This window comes from Glaciimonas sp. CA11.2 (genome assembly GCF_034314045.1).
In the GTDB taxonomy this organism is placed as follows: domain Bacteria; phylum Pseudomonadota; class Gammaproteobacteria; order Burkholderiales; family Burkholderiaceae_D; genus Glaciimonas.
Genome location: NZ_JAVIWL010000001.1, coordinates 2,477,959 through 2,496,685 on the forward strand (window position 1 = coordinate 2,477,959; position 18,727 = coordinate 2,496,685).

The 18,727-nt window shown below is 49.6% G+C and carries 13 protein-coding genes; 10 read left to right on the forward strand and 3 right to left on the reverse strand.

The window, feature by feature from the left end:
* Nucleotides 1-287: 287 nt before the first annotated feature.
* The 5 genes from RGU75_RS10675 to RGU75_RS10695 all read left to right on the forward strand — a co-directional run bounded on the left by RGU75_RS10675 (nt 288) and on the right by RGU75_RS10695 (nt 6,862).
* Nucleotides 288-1,040: a TetR/AcrR family transcriptional regulator gene (locus RGU75_RS10675; protein ID WP_322235714.1), complete on the forward strand. Its 753-nt coding sequence runs from the start codon at nt 288-290 to the stop codon at nt 1,038-1,040.
* A 1,006-nt stretch (nt 1,041-2,046) separates the two neighbouring features.
* Nucleotides 2,047-3,015, forward strand: a complete 969-nt coding sequence (locus RGU75_RS10680) for a branched-chain amino acid ABC transporter permease (protein WP_322235716.1) — start codon at nt 2,047-2,049, stop codon at nt 3,013-3,015.
* Nucleotides 3,008-4,858, forward strand: a complete 1,851-nt coding sequence (locus RGU75_RS10685; protein WP_322235718.1) for a branched-chain amino acid ABC transporter ATP-binding protein/permease — start codon at nt 3,008-3,010, stop codon at nt 4,856-4,858. The genes RGU75_RS10680 and RGU75_RS10685 overlap by 8 nt, the downstream gene beginning before the upstream one ends.
* The gene (locus RGU75_RS10690) at nt 4,842-5,549 is read left to right on the forward strand and encodes an ABC transporter ATP-binding protein (protein WP_322235720.1); all 708 of its coding nucleotides are present in this window, start codon (nt 4,842-4,844) and stop codon (nt 5,547-5,549) included. The genes RGU75_RS10685 and RGU75_RS10690 overlap by 17 nt, the downstream gene beginning before the upstream one ends.
* A gap of 62 nt (nt 5,550-5,611) precedes the next feature.
* Nucleotides 5,612-6,862, forward strand: a complete 1,251-nt coding sequence (locus tag RGU75_RS10695; protein ID WP_322235722.1) for an ABC transporter substrate-binding protein — start codon at nt 5,612-5,614, stop codon at nt 6,860-6,862.
* A 101-nt stretch (nt 6,863-6,963) separates the two neighbouring features.
* On the opposite strand, the gene RGU75_RS10700 is transcribed toward RGU75_RS10695, so the two are convergent.
* Nucleotides 6,964-7,857 carry a LysR substrate-binding domain-containing protein gene (locus RGU75_RS10700; RefSeq protein ID WP_322235724.1) on the reverse strand — a complete coding sequence of 298 codons (894 nt, stop codon included), beginning with the start codon at nt 7,855-7,857 and terminating at the stop codon, nt 6,964-6,966.
* A gap of 247 nt (nt 7,858-8,104) precedes the next feature.
* On the opposite strand from RGU75_RS10700, the gene RGU75_RS10705 reads away from it, so the two are divergent.
* The 3 genes from RGU75_RS10705 (at nt 8,105) to RGU75_RS10715 (ending at nt 11,756) form a co-directional block, all read left to right on the forward strand.
* Nucleotides 8,105-8,917, forward strand: coding sequence for a class II aldolase/adducin family protein (locus RGU75_RS10705; protein WP_322235726.1), 813 nt, complete (start codon nt 8,105-8,107; stop codon nt 8,915-8,917).
* Between the two features lie 295 nt (nt 8,918-9,212).
* Nucleotides 9,213-10,514 (forward strand): MFS transporter, encoded by a 1,302-nt coding sequence (locus RGU75_RS10710; protein ID WP_322235728.1) that lies wholly within the window; start codon nt 9,213-9,215, stop codon nt 10,512-10,514.
* Between the two features lie 336 nt (nt 10,515-10,850).
* Nucleotides 10,851-11,756, forward strand: a complete 906-nt coding sequence (locus RGU75_RS10715; RefSeq protein WP_322235730.1) for a LysR substrate-binding domain-containing protein — start codon at nt 10,851-10,853, stop codon at nt 11,754-11,756.
* 138 nt (nt 11,757-11,894) lie between these two features.
* Here the strand turns inward: RGU75_RS10715 and RGU75_RS10720 are convergent, their stop codons facing one another.
* The gene (locus RGU75_RS10720) at nt 11,895-13,424 is read right to left on the reverse strand and encodes a Rieske 2Fe-2S domain-containing protein (RefSeq protein WP_322235732.1); all 1,530 of its coding nucleotides are present in this window, start codon (nt 13,422-13,424) and stop codon (nt 11,895-11,897) included.
* A gap of 374 nt (nt 13,425-13,798) precedes the next feature.
* Here RGU75_RS10720 and RGU75_RS10725 point away from each other — a divergent pair, with 374 nt between their 5' ends.
* Nucleotides 13,799-14,815 (forward strand): PDR/VanB family oxidoreductase, encoded by a 1,017-nt coding sequence (locus tag RGU75_RS10725; protein ID WP_322235734.1) that lies wholly within the window; start codon nt 13,799-13,801, stop codon nt 14,813-14,815.
* A gap of 98 nt (nt 14,816-14,913) precedes the next feature.
* On the opposite strand, the gene chrA is transcribed toward RGU75_RS10725, so the two are convergent.
* Nucleotides 14,914-16,287, reverse strand: coding sequence for a chromate efflux transporter (gene chrA, locus RGU75_RS10730; protein WP_322235736.1), 1,374 nt, complete (start codon nt 16,285-16,287; stop codon nt 14,914-14,916).
* Between the two features lie 696 nt (nt 16,288-16,983).
* On the opposite strand from chrA, the gene RGU75_RS10735 reads away from it, so the two are divergent.
* Nucleotides 16,984-18,603, forward strand: a complete 1,620-nt coding sequence (locus RGU75_RS10735; RefSeq protein ID WP_322235738.1) for a glucan biosynthesis protein D — start codon at nt 16,984-16,986, stop codon at nt 18,601-18,603.
* Nucleotides 18,604-18,727 lie beyond the last annotated feature (124 nt).

The window sequence follows — 18,727 nt, forward strand, 5'->3', positions numbered from 1 at the left end:
AACGTCAGCAGCGCTGCGGCGACGGCAGCGAATAAGCGGTTTCAGGTTGGAGCGAAACGTGCTGTCAGCTAAGAGGCGCAGTCGGATATCTTGCTTTTACATCATCTTAGTGTATGTATCGGGCAGACAATAGCGGTAACTACCTGATTTTGAGAGGGATTTCGGCGGTTGGTATTTCTTGTGGGATGTATTCCGCTGTACAATTATGCAAGTATCCAACTACACTAAACAGTATGAAAAATATACCAATTCGTAAAAGTGCCCCTGCCAGCGCTGAAAAAAATAAAATGATCGCCAAGCCGCTGGCAATATCCAAGCCTAAGGCGGTTACCAAGCCGAAGGCAGTGGCAAAACCGAAGACTGTTGCAAAACCCAAGGCAGTCACCAAGCTGAAGGCAGCTGTCTCCGTTTTAACCAAAGCTGGTGTGCCAGAAAAGCCCAATATGATAGAGGGCATACGTGACGCCGTTTCTCGCCTCAAGCGCGAACGCATCATCGCGGTGGCCGCAGAAATGTTCTACAACAACGGCTTCAACAATACAACGTTGGAAGCGGTGGCAGAGAAGATGAGTGTCACCAAGCCCTTTATTTATTCCCATTTCAAATCCAAGAACGACTTGCTGGCAGAAATATGCTCTCTTGGTATCCGCGCGTCTTTGGATGTGTTGAATCAGGTAGTCGCATCGGAAGGGTCAAACACCGAAAAAGTGAGAGCGATGGTGCGTGATTTTATGCTCGCCGTACTCGAAAATCAGGAGCACATTGCGATCTACACGCGTGAGCAAAAGCATTTGTCCAAGGAGGACTCCGATGCGATTGAAAACATGCGTCGCGAATTTGATCTCAAGCTGTGCAAACTATTAACCGACGGGGTCACCGCTGGGGAATTCAAGGTCGATGACATCAAGATGGCATCGCTCGCTGTTGGTGGCATTGTGAGTTGGTCGTACGCCTGGTATCGTCCCCATGGACGTTTAACGGGGGCTGAAACGGCCGAACGTATGGCGGATCTGGTTCTTGCTATGATCCAGGTTAAATGATGCCAGTGTAACCAACTGACGATGCACATTGAACGGGTCTGCCGTTCGATGTTGTCATAACGAGACTGCTTTGGCTGCCTTTTAGTCGCCTGCCAAATGCCGTTATGGGTGCTGAGCCCAACCCGGTAATTCCTACACGGTAACCGCGCCTATTTGTCTATCAGGCTGCTGGATTGCGGCTGTCAATAGTTTGGCGTCGCAGGCTGGCATAGATAACATTCGCGGGTCTCGTTGGTGTGGTCAACTATATTTCGCCTTATCTCTTGCCTTAAATCTCGCCTTAATCGATTCATTCTTTTATTTATCCATCCTTCTAAATTTCGCGTTGATCCTATCTATCCTTATCGATTAATCGATTGCAATTCGCTCTAGACACCCTTTCTGCGTTTTCTCACAATGCCTGCATTTACGGTATCAGTTCGCGGTGTTTTTCTCGCGTGGTTTCAATCAAATTCATTAGCGGGCATCTCACCTTAGTAAATAGGAATGAAATATTTATACTTATTGGTATAATAAAATACTAATAAAATATTTAAATATACTATTTAGTAGTGTATTATTCTTTTTCGGATAATGTGACGTAGCACGCGCTTCCGCTTAGCGTTTTAAGCGTCGTATGTCGAATACATCGTCGGCAATTCATTGCTCCCAGAGAATTCATAGAATGTGCTGAGAACGAATAGATAAAAAACACCCAGACTAAAAACGATCCAGCTTATACCGTTGTCGGTGCAATCAAATCACGATCTGGTAAAGAAAGCGCAGATGTAGCGATTCGACATATTTTTTAAAATTCAATAATTATTTCAATAATTATGTAAGTAATTAATAATTATGTTGTGAAATGCCAAGTATCATTCGCCGATTATTTTTGTATTGTGATGTATAACGAGTGTAAGTTGCTAACGCGCAATGGCCTAATTTGTTTAGCACGAAAGCTATATGCGCTTAGTAGCGATTCAACCAACAGAAGGAAACGTCACATGTTTTTATTGGAGTGGTTCGAATGAATCCTCATTTGGTGCTTGTTGAAAATGCACTTCAGGTGCTGCTTACCGGTATCGTCGTCGGCGGCGTCTATGGTTTGATGTGTGTCGGACTTGGACTTATTTTCAGCATGATGCGGGTGATTAATTTTGCTCAGGGTGAGTTCCTCATGCTGGGCATGTATGTCGCCCTGTTTATATTTCACCAGATTGGTAACGCGTTTGGATCTGCGCTGGGACCGTATGCCGGCCCCGTGATCAGCGCGCTGATAGCGGGCGTGGTGGTATATGTTTTTGCCATCATTCTTCACCCATTAATACTGGGTCGAGTTTCAGGAACGCGGGTGGCGGGTGTGGACGGAGATGGCCATTATCCACAACTGACTATCACATTGGGCCTGTCACTTGTGCTGTCAAACGGTGCGCTCATCCTGTTCGGGTCCGAGCCACGCACAATCCAGACGGCACTATCTTCCACTGCTTGGGAGATCGGTCCATTGATCGGTCCCGACGTTTCGATATTTTTGAATAAGGCGCGTGCGGTCTCATTTGTGGTGGTGTTGTGCGTCGTGGCAGCGGTTGCCTTGCTGATTACGCGTACGCGCGTCGGTAAGACTTTACGCGCCGCAGCCGATAATGCAGAAGCCGCAATTTATATGGGTATTGATGTGGGACGATCGCACCGGTTTGCATTTGGTTTGGGGGCGGCGATTACCGCCATCGCAGGCGGTTTGCTGGCCAGCTCCTACCCGTTTCAGCCGTACGTTGGTGTTGAGTTCGTGGTCATCATGTTTGCGGGCGTAGTGCTCGGTGGTATTGGCAGCATTACTGGCGCCTTTTGGGGCGGAATGACAATCGGTCTGGTTCAACAGCTGTCTACATTGGTGTTGCCGGTGCAGCTGCAAAATGCGGCGATCTTTGCGGTATTCCTGCTCATCATTATCATGCGGCCCCAAGGCCTTTTTGGAAGGACTGTTGACCGTGCCTAATACTGTGCTTACCTCTGTACTTAATCCTGTATTCAATGCAATACCCAAGTTTCTTCAGCCCGCCAAAGGCGGCGCAGTCAAATTGATCGTGTTGTTGGCAGTGCTATATCTTGGGCTCACGATGCTGGTAAGCGATCCTTACTATGGCCAGATATTGACGCTGACGCCCATATGGGCAACGTTGGCGGTGTCATGGAATCTTTTCAGCGGTTATTCAGGATTGATGTCGTTTGGGCATGCCGCATTCTTTGGCCTGGGCGCCTATACGGTGGTTCTGCTCGAAGTGAAATTCGGGATATCGCCATGGATCGGCATTCCCATCGCCGCCTTTGTCGGTGGTTTGTCCGGTGCATTGATCGGCGCCTCAACTTTTCGTCTGCGGGGTCATTACTTCGCATTGGCTATGTTGGCTTATCCGCTCGGAATACTATATGTTTTCGAGTGGCTAGGTTTGCAAGAGGTGACTTTTCCAAGGCATCTCAATTCGCCGATTCTGCACATGCAGTTCGCAGATGTGCGTTTCTACGCCGTCCTGGCTGTCATCCTATTGCTGATTGCGATAGGCATTAATCTGCGAGTTGCGCGCTCACGTTTTGGATTGTCGCTACTTGCGATCAAGCAAAATGAGCTCGCCGCAGAAGCGGCCGGGATTGATCCATTTAGCTGGAAGTTGCGCGCGATTGTGCTATCGGGCGCGATTGCTGGCGCTGCTGGCGGTCTGTATGCAGTCGTCATGCTGATCGTCACGCCGAACGCCGTATTTGGCATGTTGATATCGGCCCAGGCATTAATTTTCAGCCTGTTCGGTGGTGTGGGAACGATTGCCGGGCCTGTCATCGGTGCAATGGTGTTAGTGCCGGTTAGTGAACTTCTCAATGCAGAGTTAGGAGATAAATTGCCGGGCATCCAAGGCGTGGTGTTCGGACTCGCGATTATCCTGACCGTTCTGCTAGCGCCCGAGGGCATTTTGCCGAAGATACTCGCTGTTTTTGCAAAGCGAAAAACGCTGAACCAACGTGCTGGTATCAGTACCAATCCCGACGCAAAGCTTCCTGCTAATATTTCCATACCGACGCCGAAGGTCAGCACCGCTGGGTGTCACAGCGAAGTCGCCTTAAGCGTGAAAGCACTGTCCAAATCGTTTGGCGGTCTGCATGCGGTCAGCGAGGTATCGTTCGATGTTTTCCGAGATGAGATTCTTGGCGTTATCGGACCTAACGGTGCCGGTAAAACCACGCTATTTAATTTACTCAATGGTATTCTCCCTGCAACCAGAGGCGAGGTTATATTCGGCGGTCGCGACATCATCGGTCTCAGGCCTTATCAAGTCTCCAGATTGGGAATCGGCAGAACGTTTCAGGTAGTGCGGGCATTCGGTCGTCTGACTACGTTGCAAAATGTCGTGGTTGGGGCCTTTGCCAAAGAGCATCGGGATGAAAAGGCGTATGCGCTCGCCCATGCAGCGCTGATCCAGGTCGGTATGGAAGCGGACGTCAATGTTCTCGCTGGAAGTTTGACGATGATGCAGTTGCGGTTAATGGAACTGGCACGTTGTCTGGTATCAAAACCAACACTCATTTTGCTGGACGAAATTCTGGCCGGTCTAGGTACAGATGACGTTGAGCACCTGATCCCCATCATACAAAATATTCGCAACACTGGTGTTACCGTGGTCATCATTGAACACACGATGCACGCCATGGTGCGCCTTGCCGATCGTTTGCTGGTCCTTGATCATGGGTGCGTTCTGTCGACTGGCGAGCCGTCCGCGATCACTAATGATCCTATCGTCATCGAAGCATATCTCGGCAAGAAATGGAGCGCCCGTGCTGCAAATAAATAACCTATCGGTTTCCTATGATGGGTTAAAAGCCCTGGTCGATATCAATTTAGAGGTAGCTGATGGAAAGTTTGTCGCCATTGTCGGCCCCAATGGTGCCGGCAAGACGACGCTTTTCAAAGCAATATCCGGTGTGGTCCCGATTGCTGCCGGATCCATATTTTTTGACGGTATCGACTTGTCCACCGTAGCGCCCGCGCGCCGCCCCCATTTGGGTATCGCGCACGTGCCGGAAGGTCGTCAAGTATTTAAAAGTCTCACAGTATTGGAAAACCTGGAAATGGGTGCGCGTACCAAGGACGCAACCCAGCACTGGACGCAAAGCCTTGATCAAATCTATGCACTATTTCCGAGATTGGCTGAGCGCAGCAATCAGTTTGCCGGCACGCTCTCAGGTGGGGAACAACAGATGGTGGCAATCGGTCGCGGTCTTGCGTCCAGGCCGAAGTTATTGATGTTTGATGAGCCATCAATGGGTCTGTCACCGGCAATCGCCGATTCCATCTTTGAATGTATAGAAAAAATTTATCGTGAGAGTAAGGTCGCCGTTTTGCTAGTGGAGCAACGGGTCGCCGAAGCCTTGCAAACCTGCGATCACGGTTACGTCCTGGGATCGGGAAGGGTGATCCTTCAGGGACCCCCAGACGTGCTGATCAATGATCCTAATGTTAAACGCGCTTATCTGGGCATGTAACAAATTGGTTGCTGATTTTTTCTGTAATCGGTTTAGATGTTTATTTACTACAAGGAGACTGTATGAAGACCAATAAAAAAAATAATCTATTGAAGGCAGTGGGTTTGTTTGCATCCGCCTTGCCGCTCATGGTGATGTCGTTACCGAACGCTTATGCCGTACCTGAAGACGTAAAAGTCGCGTTGATCGTTCCGCTTTCAGGTGCTTGGGCGCGTAATGGTGAGTTGCAGCGTAAGGGTGCTGAAATGGCGATTGATGATATCAATGCGTCCGGCGGTATTAAAGCGCTTGGCGGCGCGAAAATGCGGTTGGTGGTCGCTGACACCGGCGATTCAGTTGAAAAAGCAAAGAATGCGATCCAGCGACTCTTGTCGCAAGAGCCTAGTCTTATCGGTGGATCCGGTGCTTTTCTTAGTTCATTGACGCTTGCCGTCACCGAAGTTTCTGAACGTGCCGAACTGCCTTGGTTATCGCTCTCCTACAGCGATCAGATTACCAATCGTGGTTTTAAATATGTGTTTCAGACTTCACCGATTGCGAGTGTTCAAGCTGAAACCGTCTTGCCGATTCTGGTGAAACTGTCGACCGATAGCACAGGGAAAGCACCGAAAAACGCCGGAATCGTGATGGACAATACCGCGTCTCCGGCGAGTTTTACAAAAGGTATGCGCGAGAGTGGTTTCGCCAAATACGGCATTAACCTGATCACTGATCAGGTGTATACGCCGCCTTTGGCTGATGCCACTTCCTTGGTGCAGAAGCTGCGTAATACGCGTCCCGATCTGGCTTTTATGCTGACGACAAACGTGCCTGACACCAAGCTGCTGTTGGAAAAAATGAACGAAATGGGCGTCGGTTCAGGCAAGATTCCTGTCGTTACAAACGGTGGACACATGGGCGCGCCAGAATTGCTTAAGGTTGTTAAAAAAGAGATGCTGGAAGGCGTGATGGTCGTGGTGGCAAACTGGGGCGGGAAGGGCGACGAGAAGCTGTCGGAGCTATTTAAGAAGCGTACAGGTGAGTCTTGGATGACCCAGGACAGCCTTTCAACCTACGGCGACATGTGGATATTTAAAGATGCGTTGGAGAAGGCTGGCGTTGCTGACCGGAAAAAAGTGGCGGCTGCAATCCGGTCAATGGATACGTCGGAAGGCGCAGCGAAATATTTTGCTGGTGGACATTTGAAATTTGACGAAAAAGGCCGACGTGTTGGATCGGGGATCGTTATTCTGCAGTGGAGAAACGGTGTGCCGGTTCCGGTATATCCGGCTTCTCTTGCCGTGGCTAAACCGGTCTGGCCAAAGCTGCCTTAAATAATTTTAACGCGTTGTAATTGGTTTTAAATCGCCCCATGATGTAAATAAAGCCTCCGCTTGCTACTTGCAGGGAGGCTTTATTTTTTTGGATCGGATGATTAAACGATTTCCGTTTGACTGAAAAGCCAGTCGCGGAATGCTTTGATTTTTCTACTGTTCATCCGCGCCGCGCGATAACACACAAAATGCATTTCTCTGGCAAGTGGGCGAAACGACGTTTTGCCTAATTGCACCAACTCGCCGCTCGCGATCTCTTGCGTGGCTAGTCGCGTGCTTTCAAGCGAAACGCCAAGACCGTTGAGCGCCGCAGAAATAGCCAGCGACCCGCGATCGAATGACAAACGTGGTCTGTCTGGAAGCGTTAGCCCGTGTAGGTCGAACCAGTTTTGCCACGTTACCGGGCTGAGTTGTGAGTCGATCAGGGTGAAATGCGCCATCTCGTTGAGGTCAATTTCCGCGCTGCCTTTGAGTAGCTTTGGGGAACATAGCGGAGCGATGACCTCGGTTCCGAGCGGCTCAATGGTGACGCCCGACCTTTCTTTCGCCGAGCCGTAAGCAATCGCAATATCAATCTCTTCATGCTGGATCAGATCGATTGGATCGGCACTGGACGACATCCGAATGGTAATCAATGGATGTTCCTGCATAAAATGGGGCAAGTGCGGGCCGAGCCATTTTGACGCAAAACTTGGTGTGCAATGCACCGCAAGGGATTCGGTCTCTTCCGGCAAACTCAGATCAGCGCAGGAAGACTCAATCAAGTCAAATGCACGCGATAGGCCAACCAGCAATTGTTTGCCGTCTGGTGTGAGCTCGACTCGCCGCGTGAGTCTGTCAAATAATGGTTTCCCAAAATAGGTTTCAAGTCCATGAACCTGATGGCTGATTGCGGACGGTGTGAGATGCAATTCTTTTGCTGCGAGCGCAAAGCTTCCCTGCCGGGCAGCGGCCTCAAAAGCGCGTAGTGAAAAGAAGCTTGGAAATTTTCTCATGTGTTATAGGTGAATTAGATTCATCATTCGTGAAAAGGTATCGTTTGTCAAGGTGTCTCGCAAGTTGGATCATGATAATAACCATCACCGTAGTGGACCAGACCGGAGTCTGCTTAGCATTATCGCAGGACCGGCAGCATGTCCGTTTGATGGTGAATTATTACTATAGTCGCAACAATTAAAAATGAAATTAAAAATTACAGTATTTAAAAACCACGTCTAAAAACGAAGTAATAAGGAGAAGATCATGTCTGAAGTTATCGAGCGCGTATCGCTATACCAGCCAAAACAAAAAGGGCTTAAATTCCCGAGCATTCCAAAATTTGATAACCACGCTCAAGAGCGCCAGCATCGCAAAGAAAGACTCGTTGCGTCATGCCGCGCGTTTGCAGTACACGGTTTGGATTACGGTTTTGCAGGTCATTTAACAGTGCGCGATCCAGAGTTCCCAAATCTGTATTGGACCAATCCAATGGCAGTCCACTTCTCCCAGGTAAAGGTATCAAACCTGATCCTGGCCGATCATAAAGGCGAAGTGGTCGAGGGCGATTATGCATTGAATCGCGCTGGATTTGTGCTGCATTCAGCGGTGCACGAATTGCATCCAGAGATCATCGCAATGTGTCACGCGCATACGATCTATGGCACGGCTTGGGCCGCGACCGGACGTTTATTAGATCCGATCACCCAAGATGCAGCGGTCTTTTTTGAAGATCACATCGTCATTAATGACGAAGCTGGCGCGGTAGCGGTTGAAGAAGGCGCAGGATATTCAGTTGCCGGTCAATTCAAGGACGTTAAAGCGGTGATTCATCAGAATCATGGCTTGATGACCGTCAGTCGTCACAGCATCGAATCTGCAGCGTTCTGGTTCATTGCGCTGGAACGTGTTTGTCAGCAACAATTATTGATTGAGGCGAGCGGTATCAAGCCAACATTGGTGACACCAGATCGTGCCCGTTATAGTCGCGAGCATGTTGGCAGTCCTTACATCGGCTGGTTGCATTTCCAGCCGCTTTACGAGCATCTGGTCGCGACACAACCCGATATGTTTGACTAAAATTTGCCTGACGTGTGGGGAAATACCTGCAAATTTTGCTTCCCCCGCCGTAATACAGGTTAGCCTATTTATTTAGCGAAATGGATGAACCTGAATAAAATGACTAAAAAATACTAAAACCTACGCGAAAACGTCCCAACTAAGGAGTGCAGACGAAGACAGTACGCTAGTCCCGGGACGGGTAGGTGGCTAGTAAAGACAACGCAGTCGGGGTGATTTCGCGTAAGTACTAATTAAGTATCTGAGATGCCCACGGCATACCCAGAACATAAGCTAAAAACCAGGAGATAACATAATGTATAGCCCAACGGTTGACGAAGTCAGCGCGCGTACGGACGAGTCCGCAACTTACGCTAAGGTCATGTGGCGGCTGATTCCCTTTTTGTTCTTGTGCTACGTGTGTTCCTATCTGGATCGGGTGAACGTCGGCTTTGCAAAACTGCAAATGATGAGCGATCTCAATTTAAGCGAAGCCGTTTATGGGCTTGGTGCAGGAATGTTTTTTGTTGGCTATTTGCTCTTCGAAGTGCCGAGTAATCTCATCATGCAAAAAGTTGGTGCGCGTCTCTGGATCGCCCGAATTATGGTGACGTGGGGTGTGATTTCTGGCGCAATGATGTTCGTTACGACACCAACAAGTTTTTACATCATGCGCTTTGTTCTCGGCGTTGCCGAGGCTGGTTTCATACCCGCCATATTGCTCTATCTCACTTATTGGTTTCCTGCATCGCGACGCGGCAAAGTGACGGCGCTTTTCATGACCGGTATCCCTATGTCAGGCGTTATAGGTGGTCCACTGTCAGGCTGGATTTTGCACGCGATGAGTGGGTCGCATGGTCTAGCCGGATGGCAGTGGCTGTTCTTTCTGGAAGGTATTCCCACTGTGATATTGGGCGTCATGGCGTTCTTTTATCTGGACGATAAAATTGCGGACGCTAAATGGCTTTCACCAGCGCAGCGCACGATGCTGGAAAAAAATCTAGCGGCAGACAAGCATGGCAAGACCTTACATTCACTACGCGACGGATTTACTAATCCCAAAGTATGGTTATTGAGCTTCATCTACTTATTTTTCACGATGGGATTGTATGGCGTTAGTTTCTGGCTTCCGACCATCGTCAAGGCAAGTGGTGTATCCGACCCCCTCAATATTGGTCTGCTCACGGCTATTCCTTACGCAGCAGCAACGGTAGCAATGATCGTGGTTGGTCGCAGTTCGGATATGCGCGGAGAGCGCCGTTGGCATCTTGCCATAGCTGGCTTTGTCGGTGCTGTGGGCTTAGTATTTAGTGTGATGTACGCGCAAAATACGACTATCGCGATGGTTGCCTTGACGTTTGCAACGATGGGAATCATGACCACAATTTCACAATTTTGGGTCTTACCTCCAACGATACTTACCGGCGCGGCAGCGGCAACAGGCATCGCCCTTGCTAACTCGATTGGCAGCGTCTCCGGCCTGATCAGTCCATATCTGCTTGGATGGGTAAAGACGGTGACCGACAGCACCAACAACGGCGTGCTCGTTCTCGCAGCAAGCCTGGTTATCGGAGGATTGCTGGTGTTCACAGTTCCGGCAAAGTTGGTTAATCGTTAGACACCTATGCGGCGTAAAAATAATCTGAGTCGCTAACGATCAAAAATTTTTTGATCGGAAAATACGTTAGAGCAAGCCTTTCCTGGCGCTATAAAAACCAGGCTGGAACAGATTTGCAAACTAATCTGATGGATGCAAGACAATGAAAATGACAAAGCTCGCTCGGCTTCATCGCCGCAGGCGACCTTTGTCATTTTTACATTTTAGACACATTCAGACCGGTCCTTCACTTGATAGAATTGCGCAAGCTCGCCTTGTTATTCAAAGAAGCGAGCCATTACAGCGAAGAGTCCTCTACAATTCGGCCATGCAAGGATCAAGGAGTGTCTTTTGGCCATGAATTTTCATCAGTTACGCTGCTTTCACGCGGTTGCCCTACACGGTAGCTTTACGGCGGCTGCGCGTGCGTTATTCGTCGGGCAGCCAAGTATCACCACGCATGTGAAAGCGCTTGAACAACGGTTTGGTGTGGAGCTGTTTTCACGGCATGGGCACATCGTCGAATTGACCGATACGGGGCAACGCTTGTTATCGATTACTCACCGTATTTTTACGCTGGAAACAGAGGCTGAAGAAACTCTGCGAGCCGCTGGCGGATTGCTGGAAGGACGCATCAGGGTGGCCGCTTTCGATCCGGTTCAGGTTACCCAAATGGTGGTTGCTTTTGGCAAGCGCTATCCAGAAGTCCGGGTGTCGGTGTCGTTTGGCAATTCCGGTGAATTGAGTGGAAGTTTGTTGGAATTGCAGTCAGATGTCGCGGTATTGCCGCGCCTGGGAGACAAGCGGTTTTTCTCGGTCCCTTATCGTCGGGCAAAGATCGCATTACTGGTAGGAGCAAGCCACCCTTGGTTTGAGCGCAGTGATATTCATGTCGGAGAGTTGGAAGGGCAGCGAATCGTCACTCGAGAAAGTGGCTCAATGCAGCAAAAGGTCTTTGATGATTATTTGGCCGATTGTGGCGTCAGTGTGCGTCGAGTATTAGAGATCGATAGTCAGGACGCGATACGCGAAGCCATTGCTGCGGGTGTCGGCGTGGGTATCGCGCTGGATGCCATTTATCAGGATTCGCGGCTTCGGATACTCACGATTGCAGAGGCACCGATGTTTATTGATCTGGAACTAGCCTGCCTGGCAGAGCGCAAAGAAGCGCCGGTAATCAAAGCCTTCTTCGAGGTAGTACAAGACTTACGCAACGATCTTGATTGCTTGAAGGAGGCGGAAGAGCAGAAAGTCGGCGGTTAAGCCGGTTCATCACCGCGCACAGCATGGCCGGGTAATGAAAAAGACAGCGTCAGGATGATGATCCTGACGCTGTCCCTTTATTGAAAGACGAAGAGCGCAGAGTTGCTCTTTCGCTTTGCCGATTTTCCTTTGCAGGAATTACTTCTTGGTCGATTGCTCCAGCGCCTCAAAGCCTTCCATCACAAACTGCGTCCGTACATCACCTTTCAGATTGTCACTCTCAGTCAATATCTGAACAATCTTTCTGGTCACCATGCGACGTTGTGCGATTTCTTCTTCGATAGTTGCGCCTTCTGCGACTTCCATCACATTACCGCTACAGTAACTATTTGGCGCGCCATTGACGGATTGTAGCCAGTCGTAGAAGTTTTCTGCACTGGCTTTCGGGTTAGTGCCTCGGACAGCATCACGCAAAAGCTTACGGAACATAAAGACACCAGCATCGAACTTGGTTGGATTTTCCAGCGCGTGCACAGCAATAGGACGCTGACTGATAATCGCTTCATAGTCGCCAGGCGCTTGTTGCGCGTCTTTATAGCAATCGCGTTCACGATGGTTTGGAGGAATCGGCGGGAAATCTTCCAGCTTGTATTTTCCAAAACGTTCCGGACGGCGCATCGCAACCTGGCCTTCCAGAAAATCAATCGTCTCGTAACCAACCATTTGCTCATCACCAATACCGCGGGTATCGATGTTTGGTCCCATCACGCGCCAGCCGATCATCTTGCTGTTTTCGTCATCCACTGGAACAGTCCAGCGTACGATATGAAAGCGGCTGAACAATTTCTTGGCAGCACCGTCTTCTGACGTGTAAGCATGTAAGCTCAAATTGGGCAATGCTTGATGTTGTACGCGAATGAAAAGACGATCCTTGTCTACGCGTCGTGCACCAGCGCATGCCAATCCACGGCCCTCATGGATGGGAATAAATTGCATGTCGGGCGCGACTTCCATCGACGCAGCACCAACTTCGTTAAAAGTAGTGCCTTGAAAGTTTTCATCCACCACGTTAGACGAATTATGCAGCGCTGTCGGATGATAATTATCCGCAGCATTGTCCTGAACTTGCAACCAGTTGCAATGCTGGAAGTTGCTGTAAGGAACTAGCTTATCGGTCGCATGGACGGTGAAATTTGATTCCCACTCAGGGAACGGTGGTTCTTTTTCTGGTGAGCCCATGTAAGCAAAGACGAGACCGTGGCGCTCGAAGGCTTTGTACGCACCTTGTTGAATCGAGCATGCAAATTTTGCGGCTTCTTTCTCTTCGCCCTTTGGATATGGAACATGCAGGCAAGTGCCATCAACATCAAATACCATGCCGTGATAACAGCAACGAATGCCGTGTTCTTGAATGGCACCGTATTCCAGCGACGCGCCGCGATGGACGCAATGGGCGTGCAGAACGCCAATGGCACCGCTCTTATCGCGGAAAGCCACTAATTCTTCATTGAGAATTTTTATAAATTTTGGCGTATCGCCCAACTCCATCGACATGCATACCGGATGCCAGAAAGTGCGCATGTATTCGCCCATTGGCGTACCCGGCCCGGTTTCGGTCAGCTCTGGATCATGCCCTGGCGTTTTGCTCGTAAAGTAGCCACCGTATGGGATGAGCTTCTTCGGCTTCGAAGATTCAACCAGCTTCGCATTATCGACTTTCGTATCCATCAATTGTCTCCTCAATCAACCATTATTCGGTGGGATCATTTGTCCCTGAGCTAACGATACGTGGCAGCCTTATAAATGTCGAATTCAATTTTTGGATGAACTTCATCTGTAAATCCGAATGTGTACTTCAAAATTTCTTGTTTGGTCCCGAATGTCCTTATTTGTAATCCAGATAGGGTTCATACATTATTACCATTGGACGTATCAATGGCTGGGATTTACGATTTATCATCAGGAAAAAGCTTGGTTTTCATACGCTTTCAATCCTTTTCATCGTTGGTGTCATTAAATCCAAAATGAAGCCCAGAAGAATAGCATCAGCCAATCGTAATGATGCATTGCAGCATAAAAACACTAGAGACTCGAGGCCCACAATGCAAGATATACCATCACAAACGCGTTCATCCCCAACATCCTTGTCGCTGCTTGTCCGGCAGATCAGGTTTGAGGCCGTTGGCATTAACTCCTTCGAATTGGTACACCCTGCCGGAGAGATGTTGCCAGCCGTCACCGCCGGTGCGCATATCGATATGCATCTTGAGGGCGGTGTGATTCGGCAGTACTCGCTGTGCAACGATCCGATCGAACGTCACCGGTACGTTATTGCGGTTCTACGCGAGGAAATCGGTCGCGGTGGATCGCGCTTGATGCACGACAATCTACGGGTGCGAGATGTGGTATCGATCAGCTACCCGAGAAATAATTTTGGCCTGATTAACGACGCAAAAAAACATGTTTTGTTAGCGGGTGGCATCGGAGTGACGCCATTAAAGGCGATGGCCCATTATCTGGAAAGCACAGGTGAGGATTACGAACTGCACTATTGCGCCAAAGGTGAAGACCATGCCGCGTTCCGTGAAGAATTTGCTGCTCAGGTTGAAAAGGGAAAGGTCATTTTTCACTTCGATGGCGGCAATCCACGGGATGGTTTAGATATCGTTAAACTGTTGGAAGAACATGTTGAAGGCACACACGTTTACTATTGTGGCCCCGCGGGCTTCATGGCAGCTTGCGCAAAAGCCGCTCAGCATTGGCCGCGTGACGCAGTTCACTTTGAACATTTTAAGGCCCCAGAACCGGTCAAGTCGGAAGCTGTCGCTGCGAATTCCGCGATCTTATCGGATACATCGGCTACCTCTTTTGTGAAGATTGCCAGCACCGGGGCCTTATTCGCCATGTCGGAAGATAAAAGCATCATCGAAATACTCGCTGATAATGGCATCGAGGTGGAGACCTCATGTCAGTCTGGATTGTGCGGTACTTGTAAAATGCGCTATCTGGAAGGGGAAGTCGACCATCGCGACTTTATTCTCTCTGACGAAGAGCATCAGAACTATTTAACGGCTTGCGTTTCACGTCCTAAAAGTCGGTTGTTGGTACTCGATTTGTAAACTGTTTTCAGGTGAGTTCTGAAAAATTATTTTCCTGAAAAACACATAAGAAACACGTCTGCATAAGCTCAGCCGGGAATATTGCTTCCCGTCTGACCTTATAAAATCACCGTTTTCAGCAATAGACCAATCACCGCACACGCAGCAATGACGTGAATGACATTTCGTTTGAAACGAAATAAGGCAATCGTTGCCGCCAGAGCGATCAACGCCGATATCCAGTCAAACGGTGCGCCAAAGCCTTGCGGCCAAAGCACGTGGTAGCCGAAGAACACCGCAAGATTGAGAATCACGCCCACCACAGCTGCCGTGATGGCGGTCAGCGGCGCGGTAAATTTCAGGTCGCCGTGCGTCGATTCAATCAGCGGGCCACCGGCCAGGATGAACAAGAACGAGGGCAGGAAGGTGAACCACGTTACCAGTGACGCCGCCACCGCACCGGCCAGAAACAACGATTCTGGACCGAACAGCGCTTTCACATAGCCGCCCACAAAACCAACAAAAGCCACCACCATGATTAGCGGCCCCGGCGTGGTCTCGCCCAGTGCGAGGCCATCAATCATTTGCGTTGATGTCATCCAGCCATAGTGGCTGACGGCACCTTGGTAAACATACGGCAATACGGCATACGCACCGCCGAATGTCAGCAACGCCGCCTTGGTGAAGAACCAGCCCATTTGCGTCAACGTGTGATGCCAGCCATAGATCGCGGTTAGCGCGCCCATTGGGATCACCCACAATAAAGCACCGACGATGATTATCTGACATAGTCCAAGCCAACTGAACCGTGCGTGTTCCGGTGTCGGCGTATCGTCGTCAATGAGCGCTGCGCCAAACGATTTTACCGCTTTGCCATGACCACCCATCGTGAACTTATCCGGTACCATCCGACCACCGAAATAGCCGATTATTGCCGCTGTCAAAATGATTGCAGGAAACGGCACGTTGAGGACCAACAGCGCCAGAAAAGATGCTGCGGCAATTGCCCAAAGTATCTTGTTTTTAAGTGCGCGCGAGCCAATGCGGTACGCCGCCTGGATGACGATGGCGGTCACTGCCGGCTTAATGCCATAAAACAACCCAGCTACCAGCGGCAGACTGCCAAATGCAATATACAACCACGACAGCGCAATCAGGATCACCAATGATGGCAGCACAAATAATGCACCCGCTACGATGCCGCCCCACTTGCGGTGCATCAACCAGCCGATATAGGTCGCCAACTGCTGCGCCTCTGGGCCTGGTAAAACCATGCAATAGTTTAAGGCGTGAAGGAAGCGTCGCTCAGAGATCCATCGCCGGTTTTCGACCAACTCCTGATGCATGATCGCAATTTGACCTGCGGGTCCACCGAAGCTGATAAAACCTAATTTCAACCAAAAAGTGAATGCCTGCCAAAAAGGGATAGGCAACGGTTTGGTATTGAGGCTTTCATTTGCAGGATCAATGAGAGATGTTTCCGAAGTAGTCATATCAGATGTGCCATTCGCTTGTAAACAGTGGAAGCAATCCGTCAGGCATGATCGTTGCTGATCGCCCAAAAAAACGCATTATTAGTGCAGCTGGGAATCAGAGTTATTTACATTTAACCTCGCAGAAGCCTAGGTAGGAATAGCAATGTCGCAGGTGTTTCGGTCAGTGAGCAACACGGATTTGTCCCAAGATTCGCCTAACCGTGATTATAATCGTACTCGTATTGTCGATGCGTCATCAATCTTGATTTTGTTGTTGATTTGCAATTCATGGTTGATTTGTAATAGAACGACGCAGGAAGACAAACTCAGGGCTCTTCTGATTGAGAAAAGTGGGTGCGATCAGTGGGAACGGCGGTCGGATGGGTGGATTTGCGTTTCTTGCGACGCATCGTTTAGAGGCAGATAAAAGATAGATTATAAAAAGGTAGATTACCGACGCATTTGCAAGATCGCAGGGCTAAGCCGACCGACGCATCTGAACGTTTCTCTTTTTTGCCTGACTAAGTTACGCATGAAGGTTTCGCTAGTTGCATTTTGTAAAGTATCAGTGAGCGCCGTTACGCCGCGTCCGCGTTATCGGTCATATTAGGTATACGTACACAGAATGGAGGGCCATACGGTCCATTAGCACCACAATCTGTTTCGGTTAGCCCATGACCATTCTTCCCCTATTTATTGGAGATTGCCCCGCCCATGATAAATCGCCGAACTTTTCTCCATTCCGCCGCTGCCACAGCCACGCTTGTAGCGCTCGGCGTTCCGATGGAAGCCATTGCGGACAATCGCGTTAAGCTTGGCTCCGCATCAACTTTTTCTTTTGATACGCTCATCGCGCAAGCAAAAGTGTTAGCGCAAGCACCGTATAAACCGCAAGCGACCGCCCCGCGTGCGATTCTCGACAAAATCGATTACGCAGCCCACGGCAAAATAAAATACAAAACCGATTACGCCTTGTTTGCTGAAGGCCCTGGACAATTCCCGGTCACTTTTTTTCACCTTGGCCGTTTTTTTCAGTCGCCGGTACACATGCACCTCATCGACGACAGTGGCAAGGTTCCCAAGGCGCGTGAGATTGTCTACGACGAGAGTTATTTCGATATGCCGGTAGATAGTCCGGCGCGAGATTTGCCGCGCGGCAGCGGGTTTTCGGGTTTTCGTTTCCAGGAAAGTCGGCGCGGTGATCAGGACAAGCTGGACTGGCATAAGAACGACTGGGTGGCTTTTCTCGGTGCCTCTTATTTTCGCGCGATTGGTGACCTTTATCAATATGGTTTATCTGCCCGTGGTATTGCCATCGACGTTGCACAAGCCGGAAAGTCAGAAGAATTTCCTAACTTCACCCATTTCTATTTCACCGTTCCGGACGATAACAGCGACACAGTGACCGTCTATGCCATGCTGGATGGGCCAAGTATCTGTGGCGCGTATAAATTCGTTATGCAACGCGGCGCAGGCGTCACCATGGAAATCGATACCGCTTTATTTTTGCGGCGCGATATTGACCGATTCGGCATCGCGCCAGTGACGTCGATGTACTGGTTTTCTGAATCAGTAAAAGGGACGGGGACCGATTGGCGACCTGAAGTCCATGATTCCGATGGTTTAGCGTTATGGAGCGGGGCGGGTGAACACATCTGGCGACCACTGAATAATCCCGGACAAACCACCGCTTCAGCCTTTGGCGACACCAATCCGCGTGGTTTTGGTCTGCTACAGCGCGATCGCAATTTTGATCATTATCAAGATGGCGTCCATTACGAACGCCGTCCCAGCCTTTGGGTGCAACCGTTAGAAGGTTGGGGCCAAGGGACAGTGCAATTAATCGAAATTCCAACCGATGATGAGATTCACGACAACGTTGTAGCGATGTGGGTGCCCAGCGCCAAAGCGGTTGCCGGTAACAGTTATCGCCTGCGCTATAAATTGGATTGGCAGAAGGACGAACCATTTCCGAGCACGCTTGCCCGTTGTGTAGCGACGCGCCTTGGCAATGGCGGCGTACCCGGTCAACCGCGGCCGAAAAACGTGCGTAAATTTATGGTTGAATTTTTGGGCGAGCCGCTAGAAAAACTAGCCTTTGGTGAAATGCCGGAAGCGGTACTAACTTCATCGCGTGGCACCTTTTCTTATATCTTCACCGAAGCGGTTCCCGATGGCGTAGCAGGTCATTGGCGGGCCCAGTTCGATCTGACAGTCGAAGGCCCGGAACCTGTTGATATGCGTTTGTATCTGCGTCTTAAAGATCAAACGCTTTCGGAAACCTGGCTGTTCTTATACAATCCATTTGAAACGCGATCAGTTTACGGCAGTTGATGATGACGTGGATGTCAGTATAATTTTCTCCGACATTTTTGAGATGGTTTTCAGCCCATCGATCTGCGACGTGCATCTTGCAGCGATGGGTTGATATTTTTGAATCGCATATTGTGAGGGATTA

Coding starts and splice junctions, on each gene's coding strand:
- RGU75_RS10675 (WP_322235714.1), top strand. CDS start 288: ATGATCGCCAAGCCGCTGGCAATATCCAAGCCTAAGGCGGTTACCAAG.
- RGU75_RS10680 (WP_322235716.1), top strand. CDS start 2,047: ATGAATCCTCATTTGGTGCTTGTTGAAAATGCACTTCAGGTGCTGCTT.
- RGU75_RS10695 (WP_322235722.1), top strand. CDS start 5,612: ATGAAGACCAATAAAAAAAATAATCTATTGAAGGCAGTGGGTTTGTTT.
- RGU75_RS10700 (WP_322235724.1), bottom strand. CDS start 7,857: ATGAGAAAATTTCCAAGCTTCTTTTCACTACGCGCTTTTGAGGCCGCT.
- RGU75_RS10705 (WP_322235726.1), top strand. CDS start 8,105: ATGTCTGAAGTTATCGAGCGCGTATCGCTATACCAGCCAAAACAAAAA.
- RGU75_RS10710 (WP_322235728.1), top strand. CDS start 9,213: ATGTATAGCCCAACGGTTGACGAAGTCAGCGCGCGTACGGACGAGTCC.
- RGU75_RS10715 (WP_322235730.1), top strand. CDS start 10,851: ATGAATTTTCATCAGTTACGCTGCTTTCACGCGGTTGCCCTACACGGT.
- RGU75_RS10720 (WP_322235732.1), bottom strand. CDS start 13,424: ATGGATACGAAAGTCGATAATGCGAAGCTGGTTGAATCTTCGAAGCCG.
- RGU75_RS10725 (WP_322235734.1), top strand. CDS start 13,799: ATGCAAGATATACCATCACAAACGCGTTCATCCCCAACATCCTTGTCG.
- chrA (WP_322235736.1), bottom strand. CDS start 16,287: ATGACTACTTCGGAAACATCTCTCATTGATCCTGCAAATGAAAGCCTC.
- RGU75_RS10735 (WP_322235738.1), top strand. CDS start 16,984: ATGATAAATCGCCGAACTTTTCTCCATTCCGCCGCTGCCACAGCCACG.